Source organism: Companilactobacillus heilongjiangensis, assembly GCF_000831645.3.
Lineage (GTDB): Bacteria > Bacillota > Bacilli > Lactobacillales > Lactobacillaceae > Companilactobacillus > Companilactobacillus heilongjiangensis.
In genome coordinates, this window is the sequence record NZ_CP012559.1 from 2,612,614 (window position 1) to 2,637,243 (window position 24,630).

Annotated in this window: 13 protein-coding genes and 3 rRNA genes; 2 read left to right on the forward strand and 14 right to left on the reverse strand. The window is 39.5% G+C overall.

The features are described from left to right. Positions 1–8: 8 nt before the first annotated feature. The 9 genes from JP39_RS11665 to JP39_RS11705 all read right to left on the reverse strand — a co-directional run bounded on the left by JP39_RS11665 (position 9) and on the right by JP39_RS11705 (position 13,598). Positions 9–905 (reverse strand): alpha/beta hydrolase, encoded by an 897-nt coding sequence (locus JP39_RS11665; RefSeq protein ID WP_041500368.1) that lies wholly within the window; start codon positions 903–905, stop codon positions 9–11. Between the two features lie 13 nt (positions 906–918). Continuing rightward, complete coding sequence (locus JP39_RS11670; protein ID WP_041500370.1) at positions 919–2,109, reverse strand: MFS transporter; 1,191 nt, start codon at positions 2,107–2,109, stop codon at positions 919–921. Between the two features lie 250 nt (positions 2,110–2,359). Continuing rightward, entirely contained in the window at positions 2,360–3,973 is a 1,614-nt protein-coding gene (locus JP39_RS11675; protein ID WP_041500372.1) for a helix-turn-helix domain-containing protein, read from the reverse strand. A 312-nt stretch (positions 3,974–4,285) separates the two neighbouring features. After that, positions 4,286–4,783, reverse strand: a complete 498-nt coding sequence (locus JP39_RS11680) for a DoxX family protein (protein WP_041500373.1) — start codon at positions 4,781–4,783, stop codon at positions 4,286–4,288. A gap of 304 nt (positions 4,784–5,087) precedes the next feature. Continuing rightward, a 5S ribosomal RNA gene (gene rrf, locus JP39_RS11685) occupies positions 5,088–5,204 on the reverse strand. Positions 5,205–5,288: 84 nt separating this feature from the next. Beyond that, a 23S ribosomal RNA gene (locus JP39_RS11690) occupies positions 5,289–8,206 on the reverse strand. Between the two features lie 172 nt (positions 8,207–8,378). Continuing rightward, positions 8,379–9,945: ribosomal RNA gene (locus tag JP39_RS11695) — 16S ribosomal RNA — on the reverse strand. The 16S, 23S and 5S rRNA genes sit together here, the layout of an rRNA operon. Before the next feature lie 446 nt (positions 9,946–10,391). Continuing rightward, positions 10,392–11,936 carry an ABC-F family ATP-binding cassette domain-containing protein gene (locus tag JP39_RS11700; RefSeq protein WP_041500025.1) on the reverse strand — a complete coding sequence of 515 codons (1,545 nt, stop codon included), beginning with the start codon at positions 11,934–11,936 and terminating at the stop codon, positions 10,392–10,394. A 528-nt stretch (positions 11,937–12,464) separates the two neighbouring features. Further along, positions 12,465–13,598 (reverse strand): LCP family glycopolymer transferase, encoded by a 1,134-nt coding sequence (locus JP39_RS11705; protein ID WP_342669235.1) that lies wholly within the window; start codon positions 13,596–13,598, stop codon positions 12,465–12,467. 621 nt (positions 13,599–14,219) lie between these two features. Here JP39_RS11705 and JP39_RS11710 point away from each other — a divergent pair. Then, positions 14,220–15,671, forward strand: coding sequence for an amino acid permease (locus tag JP39_RS11710; protein ID WP_041498916.1), 1,452 nt, complete (start codon positions 14,220–14,222; stop codon positions 15,669–15,671). A gap of 668 nt (positions 15,672–16,339) precedes the next feature. Here the strand turns inward: JP39_RS11710 and JP39_RS11715 are convergent. Next, positions 16,340–19,048, reverse strand: a complete 2,709-nt coding sequence (locus tag JP39_RS11715; RefSeq protein WP_048699268.1) for a transglycosylase domain-containing protein — start codon at positions 19,046–19,048, stop codon at positions 16,340–16,342. A 9-nt stretch (positions 19,049–19,057) separates the two neighbouring features. Beyond that, a complete protein-coding gene (locus tag JP39_RS11720) occupies positions 19,058–20,353 on the reverse strand; it encodes a hypothetical protein (RefSeq protein ID WP_041498917.1) in 1,296 nt (431 codons plus the stop codon). Positions 20,354–20,426: 73 nt separating this feature from the next. On the opposite strand from JP39_RS11720, the gene JP39_RS11725 reads away from it, so the two are divergent. Beyond that, complete coding sequence (locus tag JP39_RS11725) at positions 20,427–21,353, forward strand: hypothetical protein (protein WP_041498919.1); 927 nt, start codon at positions 20,427–20,429, stop codon at positions 21,351–21,353. 277 nt (positions 21,354–21,630) lie between these two features. On the opposite strand, the gene JP39_RS11730 is transcribed toward JP39_RS11725, so the two are convergent. The 3 genes from JP39_RS11730 to JP39_RS11740 all read right to left on the reverse strand — a co-directional run bounded on the left by JP39_RS11730 (position 21,631) and on the right by JP39_RS11740 (position 24,615). Further along, positions 21,631–22,062, reverse strand: a complete 432-nt coding sequence (locus JP39_RS11730; protein WP_041498921.1) for an Rrf2 family transcriptional regulator — start codon at positions 22,060–22,062, stop codon at positions 21,631–21,633. A gap of 65 nt (positions 22,063–22,127) precedes the next feature. Continuing rightward, positions 22,128–22,973, reverse strand: coding sequence for an NAD(P)H-binding protein (locus JP39_RS11735; RefSeq protein WP_041498922.1), 846 nt, complete (start codon positions 22,971–22,973; stop codon positions 22,128–22,130). 355 nt (positions 22,974–23,328) lie between these two features. Next, a complete protein-coding gene (locus JP39_RS11740) occupies positions 23,329–24,615 on the reverse strand; it encodes an adenylosuccinate synthase (protein WP_041498923.1) in 1,287 nt (428 codons plus the stop codon). Between the last annotated feature and the right edge of the window lie 15 nt (positions 24,616–24,630).

Below are 24,630 nucleotides of genomic sequence, written 5' to 3' on the forward strand. Positions count from 1 at the left end.
CTATTCTCCTAAAGGTATTTTTCTAAAAAGTTTTCCACAGCCATCTGGTAGTTTTTCGAATCTATGTAGTAGCTCCGAATGTGAACACCAAGGCTTTCGTACGTCCTTTTTTTGAATTGTCCACATGTGGATAACTCGTCTCGCATTTCGAATGGAACGGTAAAATCATTCTTGCCATGCATGAACATCATTGGCACCTTATTCTTGGACAAAGCCTTGCGACAATCAGTCTGTCGATATGAAAAACCAGCTCTCAGTTTCGACATCAAAGATATCCCACCAATCAGTAACTTACCTTTAATATGATAACGTTTCTGACAGTGATAACTCAAGATTTCGCTTGCACTCGTGTACCCAGAATCTTCAATTATCAGTTTAACATTTTTAGGCAAGTCATACTGTGATGTTAACATAACCGTTGCCGCTCCCATTGAAGCACCAAATAGAATAATTTTATCATTTGGGCGTTCAGATAGAAGCTTTTTTATCCAATCCAAAACATCAAGACTTTCCAAGTAGCCCCAGCCAAGGTATTTACCTTCACTTTTGCCAGCTGCCTGATTATCAATCTGCAATACATTGCACCCGAGCTTATCGAATAACTGTGCATGTACATTCAATGACGTATGATCCACACCAAAGCCATGAACCATCAACACCGTTACATCATCGTTATTATCAGTGAACCACCCATACAGTTGATTGCCTGTATTACTAGACTTAATCTCCCACGTCTGCTTGGGTTTCTTTACAAACACATCCGTTGCTTCTGCTAATCCGTCATCCATTTTTACTTTCGGAGCTTCTGAACCTAACGCTTTGGAACCTCTTTTTTGAACATATAAAAAAAAGGCGTTCAGAATTAGAACGACTAGTAATAACAATATCAACAAAATAATTATCATGATATTACCTCACTTATGCTAATTCTTTTACACCTATCATTGCTACAGCAACTACGATCATTGAGACAGTGATTCCCACGAATAAACTTGAAAATGACAATGCCGTAACGATCAAACTACCTGCATATGGTCCAATGGCACGTCCTAATGATCCGAAAATACTATAGAAACTTTGGAACGTTCCGCGATTCTTGTTTGTCGACATTTTACTCAACAAAGCTGGAATTGTTGGGAAGACCATGGATTCACCAATTGTCAAAACTAACATACTCATAACGTAAGCTAGATATGACTTAGCTCCTGGCAACAAGAGGAATGATAATCCCATGATAACTGTTCCTAAGAAAATTTGATACTTTAACAATTTGAAAATCTTTGAAACTACTCGATTCATAACTGGTTGAATAATCAAAAGTGAAGCCGCATTAATTGTGAAAACTAAACCATATTCACGTGTTGTGTAGCCTTGATTCAACATGTAAGCTGACATATTGCTGTCCCATTGTGAGTAGCCCAACCAAACGATAAAGATTGAAGCACAGATAACAATCAAGTTTACAGTAAAACGACTTGCACCAATTTCAATTTTAGGATCGGCAGTATCGCTACTTACATAATTATGTCCAATTGAATCATCATGTTCATGAACTGTATCCAATAGATTAGCTTTAAATAGTAAAATAACGCCACTGACGACAAATAGTAACATTGGAATGAAGAAAGTGAAAAAGATACTCCACTTAAAAATAAATCCTACAGCCGTGGAACCAATAGCAATTCCGATATTGGCAGCTAAGTACATATTATTGAATATTACTCGACTGTTTCCTGACATTTGTTCGGCAATGAAAGCTGTATAAGCGTTGACGGCTGTATACACCAGTCCCATTCCAAATCCTAAAATGAACAACATAATCGCATATGTTGGCCAAATATGATGAACTGACATGCCTAATAACGAAAGAATCGAAATAGCATAGCCAATGTATAATGTCCCACGTTTTGAAAAACGATCGAACATTACCCCTCCTAGGGCATTACCGATCATCATAAAGGCTGAATATACCATTAAAGTAAATCCCGCTGTTACTAATGACTCATGTAAGTTCTTGTGAATAAAAATTGTATTCACTGGCAAAATAAATCCCATCACTAAATTGAACGTAATATTCAAAATTAGTAACCAAAGTCTTTGAGCGCGCATCCTTTTCACCTCTTCTATGTAATTTTTTCAATAAAAAAACCATGGCTTAAAATATCCATGGTTTTAAACGGTAGTACTCATATGAGCAAATAGGTCCCCGTTCACATCGGTTTCCTATAGATATCCCTCACATATCCGGTGAGTAGTGCTCGATACCCTACCTCATAAGTGCCGTCCAAATTCGACGGCTCTCGACTCATCGCACAATGTGTATCATAATATATTATGAAAATAGTTGCAACACTTTTCATTAAAGATTTGGATTTTCATCAACCTTTTCTTCAGTCCAAATCTTGTAAATTAGGTTCAATAAGCCACCCATTTGGCCATCGACACCGTTATACATCCAACGATAGATGCAGACATCTTTTTTCATTTCGTCTTCTGGTGGATTGGCACTATTGGCAGTTACAACAATATCAGCTTCTTTAGGATCACTAACAATTTTAGCGTACGGCAATGATTGTAGAGTCACAGCCAAATCTGAATAAACTAAGAAGAATGATTCAAGTTCTAGATAAACTTTAACTTGAATATTCTTGTTATATAGTGAGAAGAAACGGTAAGCAATTGCATAAATAGCTTCAGAAATTTGCTTTGATTTTCCAGTTAATGATTGATACTTATCACGCAACATCAAATGTTGAACAGTTGAGTAAATCTTACTCTCCAAGCCCTCATCATTAAGTTTGCTGATAGCATCGCCAAAACCAGAGTATAAGTTCAAGATTTCAATATAATTGTGATCAAGAGCAAGCACACCAATGATACATGTTGTCAGATTGTACTTATATCTCAAGAATTCAGAATGTGACATGGCCATATCTGAAACTGTTTGTTCAATATCAATTGGAATAAGTTCCAAGAAGTCATCAATAAAGTTAGCAAACAATGGATTATATCTAACCAATTGCTTAGAAACTGATTGTAAGTAGTCTTCGGAAACTTCAAATGTTGCTGGAACACACATCAATAGAATATAGAAGTCAGCTGATTGGAACATTTGCTCTTCATAGCTAACATCTTCTTTGATGGCACGTTTCAATTCGCGAACTTTTTGGCTACCTGAATCCCCTTCAAGCATAGAACCAGCACTTTCGAAAATGTTTGGGAAAGGATAGTTGATGACATTCAATGCGTCCATATTTTGAACGTGGTTGCCGTCAATGATTCGATATAGGTGTGCCATAACAACATATGCATAGAACATCTTTGTAATGTCATTAGTTGGCTTGAGACGATATTTGTCCAAAGCAATATCAACTACTTTGAAAGCAACAGTCTGTGTGAAATCTTCAAATGGCCATACGTATCCCCTAGTAGCATTCCAGTACAATGCCGCGATAGCCAAACGAATTGATTCTTCATCACCAACAAAACGCATAGGTTCATAGGCAATACGAACTCCAAAGCGTTTTAAGTAGCCTCTCATTGGTTTTAAGTGACGCAAAACAGTTGCCTTGCTACTTTCCAATGTTTCGTAAAAGTGCTTGAATGAGCTCTCTTTGTCCTTAACAATGGCATCTAAGAATAAGTAGCCATCAGAATTAGTCGTTAGAAATGCATGATAAGCATCTCGTGTAACATTGAACATTTCTTCAGTGCTATATTTATCCTTATTTAAAATTTTCTTGAAATCATCTTGGATTCCTAAGAAAGTATTATAGACACTACCGTAACTCTTATTCATTTGATAAGCAGCCTTACGCAAGTTGATATCCTTAACTTGGATATCGCGATTACGATAAGTACCGATTAAGTCGGCACTAGCTAGTTGAGTAGTTCTAATTAATTTGATCTTGTTAAATAGTTGAATTTTTTCAATTTCTGATTTCGATAAAAATAAGTCAGTAAAACTATCCAAGAACTCCACCCCCGTAGATGCAATTAATTCTATAATAATAGAATATATTCAATCTCATTTTAAAACAATTATATTATGGTAAATAAATTTGTATATAAGTAACCTACCATATTTTATTACTTAAATAAATAGACAGAAAATTTAGTGAAATATGAACATAATTTATTATCTATACCAATATGTTATTTTACGCCTTATTTTAAATAAGTATAGTGCCTACACGTTCCGTAATCCGGAAAAAATATTTTTTCATAAAAAAGAAAAAAAGAAACTGAAATTTATTCAGTTTCTTTTTTATTTTATCTAAAAAATTTATATTGAAGCCTTATTTTTGAAGATATTTTTTCTGATCCATGGAATTACCCAGTAATCCAAACCAATTTTACCAGCATTGAATCCACCGATAATGATGAAATATTCAAGAAAGATGTAGAGTGGATTTACAGAAATAGCTCCAGCTAACATGTATGAAAAGTTCATCATCAAGCCGAAGAAGACGGCAGCGGTTGTTAAACAACCAAAGATTAAACCTAATCCAACTAATAGTTCACCCCATGAAACCATTAAGCTCATACCTTTGTAATGTGGCAAGATAGCACTGAGCATATCATTGAACCAAGGATAAAGAACATTACCTTCAGGTCCCTTAACAGGGTTCTTGATAGCGTTAGCTACAAGACCTTTAACTGCTCCAGCAGCTCCGCCAGAAACCTTTTCCCAGCCAGCAAGTGTCCATTGAACACCTAGGTAAATACGAATGATTGCTAAGATAACAGTCGCAATCTTATTATTACGCAAAAAATGTACCATTTTATATTCCCCTCTGTTTAACAAATAAGTGACTACTACATTATAGAACTAATTGTTTTAATTTTCATAGTTTTCATTACTAATTACATATTTACTTTATAAAAATGAAAATTAAAACTATATATAATAGGAAGAAATAGGTACACAAAGAGCCTTTCATGATCCCGAAGGGAAATGAACGGCTCTTCAATTGCATTGCGGAGAGTAGGAGTCTCGAACCCTAGACGAAGTTCAGACCTTGTTTACTCTATATTATTTGAAGATACGAAAAAAGGAACTGACCTAAGTCAATTCCTTTATGTTAGCGTGGCAGCTCCCTATCCTCGCGGGTAGTTTCCCACCAACTACTTTCGGCGCGGAGAAGCTTAACTTCTGTGTTCGGCATGGGAACAGGTGTATCCTTCTCACTATCGCCACCACACTATTTTCGCTCGTACCCTGAAAACTAGATATTAAGAACAATGAATTAAATTTTGAATCACTTCGAACTGCTGTAAACTCTTACTCGATTAAGTCCTCGATCTATTAGTACTGCTCAGCTCCATGTATCGCTACACTTCCACCCGCAGCCTATCTACGTCATAATCTCTAACGGATCTTACTTCCATAAAGGAATGGGAAATCTCATCTCGAGGGGGGCTTCACACTTAGATGCTTTCAGCGTTTATCCCTTCCATACGTAGCTACCCAGCGATGCGCCTGGCGGCACAACTGGTACACCAGAGGTATGTCCATCCCGGTCCTCTCGTACTAAGGACAGCTCCTCTCAAATTTCCTACGCCCGCGACGGATAGGGACCGAACTGTCTCACGACGTTCTGAACCCAGCTCGCGTACCGCTTTAATGGGCGAACAGCCCAACCCTTGGGACCGACTACAGCCCCAGGATGCGATGAGCCGACATCGAGGTGCCAAACCTCCCCGTCGATGTGAACTCTTGGGGGAGATAAGCCTGTTATCCCCAGGGTAGCTTTTATCCGTTGAGCGATGGCCCTTCCATATGGTACCACCGGATCACTAACTCCGACTTTCGTCCCTGCTCGACTTGTCAGTCTCGCAGTCAAGCTCGCTTATACGTTTACACTCTGCGAATGATTTCCAACCATTCTGAGCGAACCTTTGAGCGCCTCCGTTACATTTTAGGAGGCGACCGCCCCAGTCAAACTGCCCACCAGACACTGTCCCCCACCGCGCTGAGCGGCGTGGGTTAGAGTTTTCATATAACAAGGGTAGTATCCCACCAATGCCTCCTTCGAAACTAGCGTTCCGAAATCAACGGCTCCTACCTATCCTGTACATGTCACACAAAAACTCAATATCAAGCTACAGTAAAGCTCCATGGGGTCTTTCCGTCCTGTCGCGGGTAACCCGCATCTTCACGGGTATTATAATTTCACCGAGTCTCTCGTTGAGACAGTGCCCAAATCATTACGCCTTTCGTGCGGGTCGGAACTTACCCGACAAGGAATTTCGCTACCTTAGGACCGTTATAGTTACGGCCGCCGTTTACTGGGGCTTCAATTCTCAGCTTCGCAAAAGCTAACTGATCCTCTTAACCTTCCAGCACCGGGCAGGCGTCAGCCCATATACGTCATCTTACGATTTAGCATAGACCTGTGTTTTTGATAAACAGTTGTTTGGGCCTATTCACTGCGGCTGGCTGTTACACCAGCACCCCTTCTCCCGAAGTTACGGGGTCATTTTGCCGAGTTCCTTAACGAGAGTTCACTCGCTGACCTTAGGATACTCTCCTCGACTACCTGTGTCGGTTTGCGGTACGGGTAGTTTATTTCTAACTAGGAACTTTTCTCGGCAGTGTGAGTTACTGTGCTTCGCTACTAAAATTTCACTCCCCATCATAACTTGTCCTTAAAGGTAAAAGCATTTGACTCTTACCAAGACTTGCTATTTGGACGCGCATATCCATCAGCGCGCACACATCATCCTCCTGCGTCCTTCCATCGTTCAAACAAAATAAACTAGTACGGGAATATCAACCCGTTATCCATCGATTACACCTCTCGGTCTCATCTTAGGCCCCGACTAACCCTGGGAGGACGAGCCTTCCCCAGGAAACCTTAGTCTTTCGGCCGACCAGATTCTCACTGGTCTTTCGTTACTCATACCGGCATTCTCACTTCTAAGAACTCCACTGCTCCTCACGGTACAGCTTCAATGCTCTTACAACGCTCTCCTACCACGTGTCTTACGACACATCCACAGTTTCGGTATCATGCTTAGCCCCGGTACATTTTCGGCGCAGAATCACTCGACTAGTGAGCTATTACGCACTCTTTGAATGAATGGCTGCTTCTGAGCCAACATCCTAGTTGTCTATGCGTTTCCACATCCTTTTCCACTTAGCATGAATTTTGGGACCTTAACTGGTGATCTGGGCTGTTTCCCTTTCGACGGTGGATCTTATCACTCATCGTCTGACTCCCGGGTATAGATTGATGGTATTCGGAGTTTATCTGAATTCAGTAACCCAAGACGGGCCCCTAGTCCAAACAGTGCTCTACCTCCATAATCCTAATCCCCGAGGCTAACCCTAAAGCTATTTCGGAGAGAACCAGCTATCTCCAAGTTCGTTTGGAATTTCACCGCTACCCACAACTCATCCCAGCATTTTTCAACATACACGGGTTCGGTCCTCCAATGCGTTTTACCGCATCTTCAACCTGGTCATGGGTAGGTCACTTGGTTTCGGGTCTACATCAACATACTTAGTCGCCCTATTCAGACTCGCTTTCGCTACGGCTCCGACTTTTCATCTTAACCTTGCATGTTAACGTAACTCGCCGGTTCATTCTACAAAAGGCACGCCATCACCCATTAACGGGCTCTGACTACTTGTAGGCACACGGTTTCAGGATCTATTTCACTCCCCTTCCGGGGTACTTTTCACCTTTCCCTCACGGTACTGGTTCACTATCGATCACTAGGGAGTATTTAGCCTTGGGAGATGGTCCTCCCAGATTCCGACGGAGTTTCTCGTGTTCCGCCGTACTCAGGATACTGAATGGAGTGGGTCAGATTTCATTTACGAGGCTTTCACTCTCTTTGGCCAAGCTTTCCAACTTGTTCAACTATCATTACCTTTTGTTCTCACAACATCAGTCCTACAACCCTAAAGAGCAAGCTCTTTAGTTTGGGCTATTCCCGTTTCGCTCGCCGCTACTCAGGGAATCGAATTTTCTTTCTCTTCCTGCAACTACTTAGATGTTTCAGTTCATTGCGTGTTCCTCTTGATTGCTATGTATTCACAAACAAGTAAATATCCATTACGATATTTGGGTTCCCCCATTCGGAAATCCCCGGATCAAAGCTTACTTACAGCTCCCCGAGGCGTATCGTCGTTAGTTACGTCCTTCATCGGCTCCTAGTGTCTAGGCATCCACCGTGCGCCCTTTATAACTTAATCTTGACAAAATATGAAATTAATCATTTTTATCGCGCAGTTTTCGGTGTTTCTTTAATTCATTATTTCTTAATATCCAGTTTTCAAGGTACGAGTTTGAGGGTAGACCCCTCAAAACTAAACAAAGTTTTAACAATTGTGTATTTCCGTTGATGCTTACGCATCATATCCTTAGAAAGGAGGTGATCCAGCCGCAGGTTCTCCTACGGCTACCTTGTTACGACTTCACCCTAATCATTTGTCCCACCTTAGACGGCTAGCTCCCCGAAGGGTTACCCCACCGGCTTTGGGTGTTACAAACTCTCATGGTGTGACGGGCGGTGTGTACAAGGCCCGGGAACGTATTCACCGCGGCATGCTGATCCGCGATTACTAGCGATTCCAGCTTCATGTAGGCGAGTTGCAGCCTACAATCCGAACTGAGATCGGTTTTAAGTGATTTGCTTGCCCTCGCGAGTTCGCAGCACGTTGTACCGACCATTGTAGCACGTGTGTAGCCCAGGTCATAAGGGGCATGATGATTTGACGTCGTCCCCACCTTCCTCCGGTTTGTCACCGGCAGTCTCACCAGAGTGCCCAACTGAATGCTGGCAACTGATAATAAGGGTTGCGCTCGTTGCGGGACTTAACCCAACATCTCACGACACGAGCTGACGACAACCATGCACCACCTGTATCCATGTCCCCGAAGGGAAAGACTAATCTCTTAGCTTTTCATGGTATGTCAAGACCTGGTAAGGTTCTTCGCGTTGCTTCGAATTAAACCACATGCTCCACCGCTTGTGCGGGCCCCCGTCAATTCCTTTGAGTTTCAATCTTGCGATCGTACTCCCCAGGCGGAGTGCTTAATGCGTTAGCTGCAGCACTGAAGGGCGGAAACCCTCCAACACTTAGCACTCATCGTTTACGGCATGGACTACCAGGGTATCTAATCCTGTTTGCTACCCATGCTTTCGAATCTCAGCGTCAGTTACAGACCAGAAAGCCGCCTTCGCCACTGGTGTTCTTCCATATATCTACGCATTCCACCGCTACACATGGAGTTCCACTTTCCTCTTCTGCACTCAAGTTTACCAGTTTTCGAAGCACTTCCTCGGTTGAGCCGAGGGCTTTCACTTCAAACTTAATAAACCGCCTACATTCTCTTTACGCCCAATAAATCCGGACAACGCTTGCCACCTACGTATTACCGCGGCTGCTGGCACGTAGTTAGCCGTGGCTTTCTGGTTGAATACCGTCAGTACGTGAACAGTTACTCTCACGCATGTTCTTCTTCAACAACAGAGTTTTACGATCCGAAAACCTTCTTCACTCACGCGGCATTGCTCCATCAGGCTTTCGCCCATTGTGGAAGATTCCCTACTGCTGCCTCCCGTAGGAGTTTGGGCCGTGTCTCAGTCCCAATGTGGCCGATTACCCTCTCAGGTCGGCTACGTATCATTGCCTTGGTGAGCCTTTACCTCACCAACTAGCTAATACGCCGCGGGTCCATCCAAAAGCGATAGCAGAGCCATCTTTTAAACTACGATCATGTGAAAGTAGTTGTTATGCGGTATTAGCACTTGTTTCCAAATGTTATCCCCCACTTTTGGGCAGGTTACCCACGTGTTACTCACCCGTCCGCCACTCACTTAGATCCGATTCATGAAGCAAGCTTCAATCATCGGGAAAGTTCGTTCGACTTGCATGTATTAGGCATGCCGCCAGCGTTCGTCCTGAGCCAGGATCAAACTCTCATATTAAAAGTTTGTGACTCAATAAAAATATTAAATACTAGCGAATTGACTTCGTTGTAAATCCAACAAATAAATGTTGGCCTACACAATTTTAGTGTTAAAACTTTGTTCAGTTTTCAAAGGTCTACCAGCTGATTAAGCGCTTACGCTCATCAGCGACTTAATTATTTTATCAAGCTGACAAATGAATGTCAAGAACTTTTTAAAATAATTTTCGTAAGAATTTAATGAATAAATTCATCAAATTCTTACGTGTTGCTCTTCTGAGTCAACTTAATTATTCTACCAAGTTCAAAACATAATGTCAAGAACTTATTTGAAATAATTTTTCCAACAATCAAGCAAAATCATTGCTTAACCGTTGGCGTTGTTAACTCTTCGTGACAACAGGTAATATCTTACCGTTAATAGTAAACCAATGCAAGTACTTTTTCATATTTTTTTGAAAATAATCAATTTTCTTTTATCTTTTCAATATCCAAGACCTTATCGATCCAGTCACTACTATAGAAATCCTCCTCGTGAGTTACGAGAATCATTGATCCATCATAGTTCTTAAGCCCTTTACGTAGAGCAGCCTTTGACTCATCATCCAAGTGGTTAGTAGGTTCATCCATGAATAGGAAGTTAGTATTGTCGAACATCAAGTCAGCAATCTTAACCTTAGTCTGCTCCCCACCGGATAGTGAGCGCATTTGGGACATAATCTGTTGGTTAGTTAGTCCAGTTCTAGCTAGTACACGTCTAACTTCCTTACCATCTTTGTCAGAATGCTCGTCACTTATGTACTTAAATGGTGATTCGAGATTATTCTTCCATACTAGATCCTGCTTGAAGTATCCAATCTTAACAGTCTCTGAGAAATCAAAATTACCTTCAATAGGAGGAATAATACCTAGTAGAGTCTTGATCAATGTAGACTTACCGATACCATTGAACCCTTTAATAACCATCTTTTCGCCACTGACAATCGAGAAATTCAAAGCTTTATCAAATAGAGCTTTCCCATCATAACCGACTTTAAGATCATTTACTTCTAGCAACATACGAGAACTTGGTACTTCGATATATGGAAAGCCAAAACTAGCTGCGGTCTTGTTCCCTGGAGGAGTAAGGACTTCCATGTGAGACAATTGCTTCTCCCTACTCTTGGCACTCTTAGAACGCGAACCGGCCTTAAACTTTCTAATATAAGCTTTAGTCTTCGAAATTTGGTCCTGTTGCTTAACGTAAGCCTTCATATATGTTTCTTTATTAGCAGCCTTTTGCTTGAGAGCTTGCTTCAATGAACCAGTATATTTAGTAATCTTACCGAACTCAAAGTCAGCTACACAGTTGATAATGCGGTCTAGGAAGCCATAATCATGGGAAATTACGATAAAAGCACCCTCAAAGTTATTCAAATAATCAGCCAACCAGTCAATATGGTTAGTATCCAAGTAGTTAGTAGGCTCATCCAAAAGAATCATATCAGGTTGTTCGAGCAAAATTTTAGCCAAGATAATCTTTGAACGTTGACCACCACTAAGTTTGGAAACGTCATGGTCGTATCCAATCGCATCGAGTCCTAAACCGGTAGCGACTTGTTGAATCTTAGTATCCAATTCGTAGAAATCGTTGGCATCTAAGATTTCTTGAAGCTTTCCAGCCTTTTCAAGGTCTTCATCATCTGGGTTATTCATGTAAATGTCGTTTAGCTTATCGCTAGTTTCATATAATTTTGAAAATGCGGTTTTAAGGTACTCGTAAATCGTCATTCCGGCAGCTAATTTGGCCTGTTGATCCAAGTAACCGATAGTTAAATGTTTCTTCCAAGAGATTTTTCCCTCGTCAGGTTCAATTTGGCCAGTCAAAATCTTGATAAAGGTAGACTTACCGACACCGTTTTGTCCAATAATACCCAAATGATCTTCCTTATTAACCTGTAGATTGGCTGAATCGTACAATCTTTTATCCAAAAATTGTTGTGTTAAGTCATGTACTTCTAAAACACTCATATTTGTCTCCTCTTCTTTTGAAATATGCCGTCTACAGAGATGAGAGTATTTCGCCCCTGTTGGTGAATACTCTCATCCCTTACGACTAATTTATCTTTTATTATTAATAACTCTATTAATGTTCTGAATTATATATATTATAAAACCAACTATATTAAGCTTGGTTCCATCTAACCTTTTACTACTATAGTAGTAAATTATCTATTTATTCATATTTTTAATAAAACACACAAGAATACATGTTATCACCCAAAGTCAGACTAGTCCATGCAGCCAACTTAACCGGAGGGGCTGGAAGTAATTAATTTCAGCAGTGAAAGTAGCGTTAGAGCAGCGATTTTCTGCTCTTACACTACTGACGCATTTTGAAATTCGCGTATTTTGCGAAGTTCAAAATCGAGGTTCGAGACCGCACTGTGGCTCGAACCGGTCTCACAGCAGAACTCCATTACTGCCAGACCCGGAGGCCCCGCCACTAAAAATATATAAAAAAGACCGAAACTATCGTTTCAGTCTTTAGTCAAATCCTTATTCGGACGTTTGATTTCTTGTAAAGATTGTATAGTTTTGGTTTTGGTTCCCACTCTCAAAGGAGAAACCATTATCCTCATTCAATGTATTTAATCTTGTTTCTTCATTATCCAAATCTTCCTCGGATAAGCCTAATTGCTTCCTTAGTTTATTGGATGCACGTCGTAGTTCCTTAGAAGGAATTACTTCATAAGAAGAACCATTGATCATTGAGCCATATCCTTGAACGTGATCAGAGCCGATACTCTTGGCCGCACCACGATAATTCAAGAACATTGATTGCATATCGCTAAAGCTCAAGTTAGTTGTCATTGAACTAGAAATACTATCCAACACTTTTTGATAACGTGTAAATGTCTTGGCACTCGCAGCACTCTTAATAATTGCTGTAATGACCTGACGTTGTCTTAATTGACGTCCATAATCACCCTTTGGATCTTCGTAACGCATTCTTGAGTAATCAAGAGCTTGTTTACCGTTTAAATGCATCTTACCCTTCTTAAAATGGGATTCCTTTTGACCGGTATCACCATAAGAAAAGCTAAATGGTACATCTACATCAACACCACCAACAGCATTAACAATCTGTGTCAATGAGTTGAAATCAACTTTAACATAATAATCAATCGGTACATTCAAGAATTTCTCTGTTGTAGCAACAGCACTCTCTTCATTACCAATATTATAGGCTGAATTGATTTTTTGAATCTTTCTCGTATTATTCGAGCTACTCTTCCAAATTTGAGCCATGGAATCTCTTGGAACAGACATCATCGTAGTTTTATTCGTATCCGGATTGACCGATACAATGATCATTGTATCTGAATTACCACGATAATCCTTTTCAGAATCCCTGACACCATCGTCAGTTGTATCGACACCTAATAGAAGAATTGAGACAGGTTTCTTATCATTGATACGAGTTGAAACTTTCTTACCATCCAAAGGCCTGTAAGTCTTACCCATAGAACTTTGGGTTTGGGCATATAGTCTAAATCCATAAGCACCCATGACGAAAATCATAACTAGAAATACTAAACCTAGAATCTTCACAAATGGGCGTTTAATATTACCACCGTTATTAGAGGCTAAGGCACTGTTACGAGTTCGTTGCCGACGCTCTCTAGACATATTGTTTTTATTGTTTTTATTGTTGTTATCCATAAATAAACTCCGATTAATTTGCTATCTACGTTTCTAACAAATTCTCTCTATATTATATAGTAGATAGAATGCAATTATACAGCTTAATTCTACTGATTAAAAATCTTTCTGTAAAAGGCCTTGGTTCAACTGATGCACTAAACATTGAAAGCTTAGTATTTGTCTGCTGTTTCCAGGGCTGAGAACACGAATATTCTCAGCCCTTCCAACTATTTTTTAGGATTAATAATCAAATTAAAGCTTCTCATTTTATTTTAATACCTTACTTATTGAAATTTCTAAACTGTTCAATGAATTTTAACATTAATAAATACATGTTAGCATCCCCAATATTATGATTGTTCAATAAGTTGATAATTTAATCAAAAATCAATCAAAAAAATACATTAGCCGGAGGCTGACATTACTGCCAGCCTCCGGCGGCCTTCCCAAACAATCTAAATTATATGTTTTTAATACCACATGTCAATTTCATTAAAATAATTTTGTCAGAATATAAAGTCGGATATAATCAAAAAACTATCTTATTATTTTTAAGTTTTAGTTCCTAATTTCCTGTATAATCACCTTCGTAGGAGGATTTGAATAATGCCAGATGCAAATAATGCAAAGACGTTCAGATGGTGGAATATTGCCTTACTAGGTTTTACCACTGTTTGGGGTCTTAATAACGTTATTAACAACTTTGCCAACCAAGGTTTAGCTGTTATAACTTCATGGATTTTGATCATGATTCTATACTTTGTCCCATACACTTTGATGGTTGGTCAATTGGGATCAGCCTTTCAAAATGCTGGCGGGGGTGTCAGTTCCTGGGTCAAAGCACTATCCAATAATAAGTTAGCTTACTTCGCTGCTTGGACTTATTGGGTTGTTCACGTTCCATACCTTGCTCAAAAACCACAAATTATCATGGTTAGCTTGAGTTGGTTATTTAAGGGTAATGGTTCATTTATCAAAACTAGTTCCCCATTATTAGTTCAAGGGGCCAGTTTAATTATCTTTCTAGCTTTCGTTTGGTTAGCTAGTAAAGGTACTGCCACTCTAAATAATTTAGGTAGTATTGCCGGTATCGCTATGTTTACTATGTCAATGCTATTCATTATCTTAGGTGTCAGCGCTCCATTTATCACTCATGTGGCAATCGCTACACCAAACATGACTGATATTCACACATATATACCGAAATTCGACTTTCAATACTTTACGACAATTTCTATGTTAGTCTTCGCCGTTGGTGGTTCTGAAAAGATTTCACCATACGTTAACAAGACTAAGAATGCTTCCAAAGAATTCCCACTTGGTATGATTATCTTAGCTGTCATGGTTGCTGTTTCAGCCATTCTAGGATCATTTGCTATTGGTATGATTGTTAACTCTAACCATATTCCATCTGATTTGATGGCTAACGGTGCTTACCAAGCCTTCCAATTCTTAGGTAACAGTTTCCACGTTGGTAACTTGTTCGTTTGGGCTTTCGCGATTACTAATACAGTTGCTTCAGCCGCTGCCCTTGCTATTTCAATTGATGCTCCATTACGTATGCTTTTAGGTGATGCCGATTCTAAATTCATCCCTAAGGCACTTTCAAAGAAAAACAAGCGTGGCGTAGCAATCAACGGTTACAAGATGACTGCCGTTCTTGTTTCTATCTTGATTGTCGTTCCTGCTCTTGGTATCAACGGTATGAATGATCTATATAACTGGTTGTTGAACCTTAACTCAATCGTTATGCCTATGCGTTATCTATGGGTATTCTTCGCATTCATGATGCTTTCAAAACATATCGAAAGTTTCCAATCAGATTATATGTTTGTTAAGAACAAATACGTTGGTTTCGGATTAGGTCTTTGGACTTTCTTCCTAACAGCCTTCGCATGTATCTTAGGTATGGTTCCTAAGATGAATATGGCACAAGATCCATCATCATGGTGGTTCCAATTAGCACTTAACATCATCACACCAATTGCTTTGATTACTCTTGGTTTGATTCTACCTGCTATTGCCAAACGTACTAATAAAGATTTAGACGAAGCTTAAACTTAATTGCCTCTCTGCACAGGTGATTTTATAGGACCATCAGTTAATTCTGATGGTCCTATTTTTGTCTTTTAAAGCATGCCGCTTGCGGATGCCAGTGATGGAGTCGCTATGAGGACCGAGCCGAGCCAAGGTCTCGTCTCTCGCTTTGAAGCCTTACCACAAAACGGTAAGTCTCCAAAGTCGCCCTGTGGTGTAATGGCTAAAGCCATTACACCACCTCCATTGCTGACTCCATCACTGGCATCCGCAAGCTAAAGTATTTTAAATACTCTGGACATATTAATAACTGAAGTCCTAACAATAGAGATAATAATGTCCAAAAAATTATAGCAATTTTGATTCATTCACTCGTATTTAACCTATTAAATACAAAGAAGCCAGACCGTAATCCAAACAGTCTGACTTCATCAATATCTACAATACATTTTTAATTCATACATTAAATCAACTAAAACTAAAACCCCAGCCACAGGTTGCCAGCAATTTCACCAGCAGTGAAAATAATATAATGACGTCAGTCATTATATTATAGGGCGACTTGGAGACTTACCGGGTTGTGGTAAGGCTTCAAGTCGAGGTTCGAGACCGCTCTTTGGCTCGGACCGGTCCTCACAGCAGGTGAAAATTGCTGGCAACCTGTGGCGGCATCCTTCAATACACCAAACCTAATCACTAGAACTGTCAAAGCTTGAAGATGAATCAGAAGAAGGCGTTGATGACGATGAAGAACTGGTTGAATTGCCATTGGCATCTATCTTGATGTCTGGCACATTGCCACCATAGCTTCTAATTTCGTTCATAATATCAACGAGTTTCTGCTTTTGATCAGCTTTATCTGAATCATCGTTCTTATAAGCATCCTTAACCTTCTGCAATTGTGAATTGTACTGTGGCATCAACTTATCGACCATTGACTGACGTTTCTGAGCCCGTTCTGTTTCAATTGTTTCCTTCTCAGCCTCGTACTTCGCAACTTTCTTATTATCCTTAGCTGCTTGGAACATGGCCTGACTCATATTCAGATCCTTTTGTAATTCCAAAATCTGCTTATTGAAATCAATCTTGGCACTCTGGCGTTTAACATTAGCGTTGAGGTAACGAATCTTCTGCAATTCACTCAACTTACTATTGTATTGAGACTCCTTAGTAATTGGTGACTCGTTATACTTATCGATGGCTTTTTGAACCTTATCTTCACGACTAAATTCTTCTTTCTTAGTCAAATGATAGATAATTCGATAATCGAGATTGTAAAGTCGGTTCGTATTCTTATCTTCTTGGTCGGTATTATATTTCGAAAAGTCGTTATCAATAATATCTTGAATACTTGGCTTTTCATTGCTTGCCTTAACCGAGATATTGCCACCACTAACTGTGACAGTACTTGGTTTCTTGAAGTTAGTTTGCTTTTGCTTTGTATAATCGACCATATACTCACCCTCAGCCTTGAAAGCCTGCATCGTCAAAGCATCTTCACTCTGAGTCAAAGTAGATGGCACATCGTTACCAGTCCAGTTAGCAATCGTGAAATTAGGTGTCATCCCAACAAAATAGGAATCTTTCGTATCATCGGTCGTACCAGTTTTACCAGCCGTGTACTTATAGTTATCCAATGCCGCTGCTTTACCCAGACCATCAGTAATAACGGATTGCATGGTATTGAGCATCATATAACTGGCATTCTTCGTATAAACGTCCTTTTTCATGTGCGTATTCTGATAAATAAAACGATCATTGTCATTATCATAAATACTCGACAAATTACTTGGATGAATGAATTGCCCACCACGTGAGAATGAACTGTATGCGGAGGCCATTTCGGTCGTAGTTGTCCCATACTTGAATGAACCAATTGCTAAACGTGGCTCTTCTTTCTGTTCAGGGCTCAAACGAGCAAACTCCATTTTAACTAAGTCATCATAATAGGTGTGTTTAGTATCCGAAGCCGCTAATTTGTACGCAATTGTATTAATTGAGTTTTCCAAAGCATGACGCAAAGTATTGCTACCTGTATAACCGCTGTACCAGTTATGAACTACTGGATTTCCGACAGCAGAATCGATTACGGTACTCTGAGGGAAATATCCACGTTCAAAAGCTGGAGCATAGGCAACTATCGGCTTGGCTGTGGAACCAGGTTGACGATAACCACTTATCGCCCGATTAACTTGATCCCCGTTGGTTGTTCGTCCACCGACTATCGCTATAACGTCGCCAGTTTTGTTATCAACGACGGTACTTGATACTTGTGGCGCTAATTTTCCATGGACATCCCTACCTGTATAAGCCTTATACGTATTATTGACCAATTGCTCAATCTTATTTTGAACAGTTTCATCAATCGTTGTTCTAATCGTATAACCACCATCCATCAATTGACCATGAGCACGCTCGTATGCTTGTTGGTAACTAGTATTATAGGCGTTACGGTCAGCGTTATCCTTAAAATCATAACGCATCGTGAAGCCAGCTGACTTCATTAATTCCTCAGTCGCATTGAAGACGGCGTAGCTCAGCGCATAGTTATTCGAAACATTATTGTCATAACGCTTCTGATTAATCTTCAAACCTAATGGACGCTTACGTGCGGTCAAATAAGTCTTTTTGGAAATCAAACCACGTTGATGGAAAATATAGAGAATCATGTTACGGCGTTTTATTGTCCGTTGCGGTGCAGCTACTGGATCATAGTAAACTGGATTATTAGGGATGCCGACTAGCACAGCTAATTTATCAATTGATAAATCTTTTTGATCCTGTGAAAAATAGTAATCCGAGGCGGCACTGAATCCATAAGAACCATGTCCCATATAGACATCGTTGATATAGAATTCAAGAATCTGTTGCTTGGTAAATTTCTTCTCCAGTTGTTGGGCAATAACCATTTCTTTCAACTTACGCGTTAGATTCTGTGATTGATCCTGCAAAATAACATTCTTAACTAGTTGCTGCGTTAAGGTCGAACCACCTTCAGTCCGACGATGCAAAACAGTTGAAACGGTCGAACGCAGAATACCATACAAATCGACACCATGATGAATGTAGAAACGTTGGTCCTCCACCGCGACTAATCCTTTGCTAATCTTGGGGTTAATGTCATTTATATCAGTATAATTGGAACTCGACTGTGACAGTTTCTTGATTTCTTTACCGTTACGGTCATATATAACGGTTGAATTTTTAGGATGAAAGTCTGACTTCTTCAAACCCTGACTGTATGAATAGCCATCCGCAATCGTATTTCTAATATCATAGCCATATTTCCACCAGAAAGCTCCGACACTCAAAACAATTAATAAAACGATTGTCAAAAGTATCCACGGCCATTTTTTTCTTTTTTTGATTAATCTGTGTTCCATTTTTTTCTTACGCATAATTAGCCCCTAATTAACATAGAATGTTATTCCAGAAGAGATTTGTGACATCAAATTAGACAAGTCTGATGAACTAATTTGCATACCATTGTTGTAACTTGTACCTCCAGCATAGATGAATCCAAGTGTTGATCCATTACTGAAGTAAATTGAACTGTTCAATGCTGAATTATTCTTGAACCAGAAGACTGGCGTAGCAGAATTGAAATCAGCTGTCGTATTATCTGGATCAGTTATATTCATTGAAGTAAAGTCGCTTTCGCTAGCGTTTGAGACATATTGCCCAAAGTCGCTATTGCTACTATCTGTAACGATTGCATCCGAACTACCAGCATTAACGAGTTTCTTAATCGTATACTTGCCGGAACTAACTTGTGAACTAATAACATTAGCGTAACCATCTTGAGCCACATACTTACCACTGACTTTAGTCATCAATGCCAAAGTATTCTTACTTGAGTTGTAGTAAAGGACATTCTTACCCGTGATTCCAGATTGTGTTAAAGCATCTGATGCGCCAGTAGTTGAATTGAGACTGCCAACAATATCGACATTGGCAGGAGTATATTTCTCCGTCAAAGGTGAATTTCTTAGTGCTTCTAGTTCTTGCTTAACTGCCGCAACTCGAGAACTCTCACCTTGATGATTGGCAAAGTAGTCGTCCATCTTCGTAACATCCTCGGTCCAGCGTTTTTTAACCGTCTTATTTTTAACCAGTTTATAATAAGTATTAACCATCGAGATTTTCTTAAAGCTCAAACTCGAGTTATCTGCCGTATAAGCATTCCAAGTCTTACTCAAATACTTGTCAGCATCCTGAGTTTGTTCATACCATATCTGAATCGTATCGAGTTTATTACGCTGCTTTTGATAAACGTCTTGATTCTTCTCTTTTAACAACGTCTTATCCAAATTATTGATGGTATCACTCGTCACATCATCACGATAGTCACTTTTGCCGTCATATAACGCGTTAACATCTTTCGTCCGATCCTTACGAGCCTGAATATAGTTCTCGAGCTCATGATATTTTTGAATATTGCTCTTCGTAATCACGTAACCATCGCTGACATTGATCACCTTGCCGATGAAATCCAATGAGCGATAGTTTAAATCAGTCTTTAAAACTTCCAATTCTTTATCCTGATATTGACTAGATATTTTTGAAGTCACAACTGCATTGACGACACCACGTGAAAGCATGATAAAAAAGATGATGGCCGTTACTACACCAACAATGCCAGCACTCACCATCAAATAATGCTCTGATTTCGTCCTACTCTTTAAATCTTTCTTATCTTTCATTATTTTCCCCAAATATCTAGTTCATCTTGTTATTATATATAGTAAATTATCCTACAAATAAAGGGTGGAAATTTTGAAAAAATTAAACAAAAAATATATTAAATGGATCATTATTCTTCTCTTACTAGTAATAATTGTATCCTCATATGCCCTTAACCTAGGAAAAATCAAAGATAAGACGGTCGATGGCATTGCTTCAATCACCATTCCGTTTTCCCTGATTGTTAATCCTAAAAACATTGATGAAGATATTGCTCCCAAAGCCGTTGAAATAAATGATGGCGATATGACTAAGGCCAAGCAAGAAGCTATCAACTTAGTCAGCACTATCAATGATGACTATGATAATACGAAGGAGCTCTCATTTTTATCCAATGACCAAGAAAAAACTTTGTTGAAAAAGGTTCACGAGAAACCACATCGCTACATTGCCAAAATGACCCTACTCAACTTTGGAAAAGATTCCATCGGCAAATACATCACTATCAGCTGTAATCGATACGATGATACGAAAAATATTGTCAGTTATCGTTATCGACTCTATTATCGTGGCGATTCAATCAAATCAGCTAAGTATCTCAATACCAAGTCTAACAAGTATCCGCCAAAATTTGTTATTTCAAATATCGAATTGGGCAAATCAGGTAATGATCAGGCCAAGGCTTTCTTGCAACGTTTGAAGACAGCCATTATCAACTCAAATTTGACTGCAACTAATGCTAGCGAACCCGGTAACTTCAATCAAATTTCAATCAACTTGGGGTTGAACCCTGATAATAGTAATAATGGTTTATATGCTTTGGCTAAAAATTCTAATGCCCGTGTCAGCAATTCTAGTATCGTTGGTTATCAGATTTCCGATGTACCTCGATATACTCGGGTTTACATTAAACAATTGAGTAAAGATAATAGTTATTACTATACATTAACTTTCAGCCGCAATAGTGGACGTTTTATCAATTTCCAGAAGGGTATTATTTCGACCGATGGTAATAATTAATTTATTGAAGGTTTAATTAAGTAGCATAAGTTAGTTGGAAGAGTTGAGAGTATTCATCAGCAGCGAAAGTGGCGTTATTGCTTTAGCAATTACACCATCGGGCGTGTTGGAGACCTGCCAGTTTTGCAGGACTTCAACCGAGGTTCGAGACCGCATTTTGGCTCGAACCGTACCGTGCAGCAGATGAATACTCTCAACTCTGGAAACGGCCAATTTCAAAAATTTTTCACTAAAAAAGGCAATTCGTCTTCTGAACTTTCAGAAAATGAATTGTCTTTTATTTTTTCTTACTATTGTTAACCAAAATACTATCGATAATTTGTTGTAAAGTCACCTGCGCCATACTGTCTTCAGCATTCTTTTGAATCTGATCATATATATCAGTCAAAGTTTCTTGAATATTGCCGCCGACAATACAGGCTGGATTAGTCTTTTCGTCGATGTGTAAGAGGTTTTGGTTATCCTCCATCACTTTATACACGTCCAAAAGTGTAATCTCATCCGCTGGTCGGCCCAGTTTCGGTGCTACTACTCCAGGTCGACTGACTAACAAGCCGGCTTTACTTAAGCGTGACATCATTCGACGCACTAAACTAGGATTGGATTCAATACTACCAGCAATCGCAGCGCTTGAGAGATCTCCATCTTTACAAATGTCGATATAAGCTAATATGTGGACTCCATCGCTTAGTTTATTGGAAAATTTCATATTTAAACGCCTCCTAGTAAAAAAATACCTTTTATTATCATAGCATTAGGCGTTTAGATGACAAACTATTCATTAATAACTGTTTGAATGGCATCTGAAATTGGTGTCAAATCACGGCCTAGTACATCTGGTAAATCAGTTGTTTCTTCTTGTAAGGCACCTTCAGAAATCAAATCTTGAATTGAAATGATAATGCCGATTGTCATATCGTCCATTCCGGCAGCCTTAAGTTGTTCTTTGTACTCGTCATCAGTAATTGAAACAGTCTTTACATCACCAATAGCTTGAGCTAAATCTGCATATGTACGACTCTTACCGGCAAATTCATAGACTTTTTTAGGATCAGCAGTAGCTAAAACCTTAGCAGCAGCTTCTGAATATTCGCTTTCCAAAGCCCAGCCTACTTTACTGTCGCCAGTTGAATAAACTAAAGGTTGACCGTTAGCTGCAGCTTTCAAGCCAGCACCGTCATTTTCCAAATACCAGTTGTTACGTAGGAATGAATAGTCCATCCCTGATTCCTTGATAAGTTTTTCAGATGCAATATGATCAGCGGCTAAAGGAACCGTTGTCTCGTCAGCATGTGGGAAGCTTGTATAAGCAATGTATTTTACACCAGCATTTTTAGCAGCTTTAATTGCATTTTCATGTTGTGTTAAACGAGCTACTGGTCCACCTGGTTGAGATGAAATTAGAAGTAGACGGTCAACGCCTTTTAGGGATGCTTCAAGTTGTTTTTCGTCAGTATAATCTCCAGGACGTACTTCGACACCTTCTGGAACGATTGCTTCAGCCTTTTTGGTATTACGTGCTAAAGCGATGATGTCTGTGGGTGCTACTAGTTTTGCTAATTCCTTGATTGCGTTTTGTCCAAAGTGGCCGGTAACGGCTGTGATTGCGTATTTTGTCATTGATATTATCCTTCTCTCTAATAGGTGTTACTTTATTATTAACTTGTTATTATTATAATAACATCTTATTTCTTAGATGCAAGGATTTTGGTTTCTGAGGATATAAAAAAATCGGTTCCTTGGGATTAGGCCTTGGAATCGATTTTTTTGTTTTGTTGTTGAGTTTAGTTAGTTGATTTAGTTTTAGTTTTGGAACTGATGATGCTTTTGGTTTATATAGGCAGTGGCTCTAAAACGAGTTCCGACAGGGCAACTCCTTCAGCTTTTCATAAATAAGTAAATCGCCCGCTAAGTTCAGCGTACAATTCACTTATTTACGAAAATGCTCGGGAGCTGACCGCCCTGTCTCCACTCTCTAGTTTGTCCACACGTCATTTACTTCAATTGTTTGTTCTCTATCTGGACCAACTGAAACTGTAGCATATTCAACGCCTAATTGGTCTTTAACAAAGTCCAAATAATCTCTAGCTGCTTGTGGCAAATCTTCCAAGCTCTTGGCTTGTGTCATATCTTCATCCCAACCTGGGAATGTCTTATATACTGGTTTACATTTTGCTAAAACGTTCAAGTTTGCTGGATATTCGTCGATAATCTTACCGTTCAAATCGTAGCCTGTGCAGACTTTGATTTCTTTTAGGCCTGTTAGTACATCTAAACAGTTAAGTGATAAGTGTGTTACTCCGGCAACATTACATGAATGTTTTAGAACGACTAGGTCCAACCAGCCAACTCGACGGGGACGGTGTGTTACTGTTCCGTATTCATGGCCAGCTTCACGTAAGAAATCGCCGGTTTCGTTTAATTGTTCTGTTGGGAATGGACCAGCACCAACTCGTGATGTATAAGCTTTCACAACTCCGATAACGTTGTCGATCAATGGAGCACCGACTCCGGCACCTGTTGTTACACCACCAGCGGGATTTGATGAAGTTACATAAGGATAAGTACCATGGTCAATATCAAGCATGATTCCTTGTGCGCCTTCAAATAGGACGTTTTTACCGTTCTTTAATTCTCTGTTCAAATAGGCAGATGTGTCGATAACACGATCTTTTAAGTCTTGACCAATTTGATAATACTTTTCAAAGATATCATCAAAGTTCATTGGTTCAGCACCGTAGATTTTAGTAAATAGTTCATTCTTTTGCTTAAGGTTTTCTGTCAACAATTCCTTGAACAACTCTTTATCAAGAATATCGGCCATTCTAATACCCACACGTGAAGCTTTGTCAGTATAAGCAGGTCCAATACCTCTATTAGTTGTTCCGACCTTAGAATCGCCCTTAGCAGCTTCTTGAAGCTTATCTAGTTCGATATGGTAAGGCAAGATTAACTGTGCACGGTTAGAAATTTTTAGGTTAGTTGTGTCAACGCCTTGTTCGTGAAGACGACCGAGCTCTTCTTGAAGTGACTCAAGGTTTAAAACAACCCCATTTCCAATAACACTAGTCTTATCTGGATACAAAATACCTGATGGAACAGATCTCAATTTGTAAACATGGTTATCGATATTTAGCGTATGTCCAGCATTATCTCCACCTTGGTAACGTGCAATAATGTTAGCTTCACCACTGAAATAATCGGTAATCTTTCCTTTACCTTCATCGCCCCATTGAGTACCTACTACAACAACTGTTGTCATATTTCTTCTACACCT

What these genes read in the sequence shown, in the direction of transcription:
- JP39_RS11680 (WP_041500373.1), bottom strand. Translation starts at nt 4,783, where the DNA reads ATGGTACATTTTTTGCGTAATAATAAGATTGCGACTGTTATCTTAGCA.
- JP39_RS11670 (WP_041500370.1), bottom strand. Translation starts at nt 2,109, where the DNA reads ATGCGCGCTCAAAGACTTTGGTTACTAATTTTGAATATTACGTTCAAT.
- JP39_RS11710 (WP_041498916.1), top strand. Translation starts at nt 14,220, where the DNA reads ATGCCAGATGCAAATAATGCAAAGACGTTCAGATGGTGGAATATTGCC.
- JP39_RS11735 (WP_041498922.1), bottom strand. Translation starts at nt 22,973, where the DNA reads ATGACAAAATACGCAATCACAGCCGTTACCGGCCACTTTGGACAAAAC.
- JP39_RS11705 (WP_342669235.1), bottom strand. Translation starts at nt 13,598, where the DNA reads ATGTCTAGAGAGCGTCGGCAACGAACTCGTAACAGTGCCTTAGCCTCT.
- JP39_RS11665 (WP_041500368.1), bottom strand. Translation starts at nt 905, where the DNA reads ATGATAATTATTTTGTTGATATTGTTATTACTAGTCGTTCTAATTCTG.
- JP39_RS11720 (WP_041498917.1), bottom strand. Translation starts at nt 20,353, where the DNA reads ATGAAAGATAAGAAAGATTTAAAGAGTAGGACGAAATCAGAGCATTAT.
- JP39_RS11715 (WP_048699268.1), bottom strand. Translation starts at nt 19,048, where the DNA reads ATGCGTAAGAAAAAAATGGAACACAGATTAATCAAAAAAAGAAAAAAA.
- JP39_RS11730 (WP_041498921.1), bottom strand. Translation starts at nt 22,062, where the DNA reads ATGAAATTTTCCAATAAACTAAGCGATGGAGTCCACATATTAGCTTAT.
- JP39_RS11740 (WP_041498923.1), bottom strand. Translation starts at nt 24,615, where the DNA reads ATGACAACAGTTGTTGTAGTAGGTACTCAATGGGGCGATGAAGGTAAA.
- JP39_RS11700 (WP_041500025.1), bottom strand. Translation starts at nt 11,936, where the DNA reads ATGAGTGTTTTAGAAGTACATGACTTAACACAACAATTTTTGGATAAA.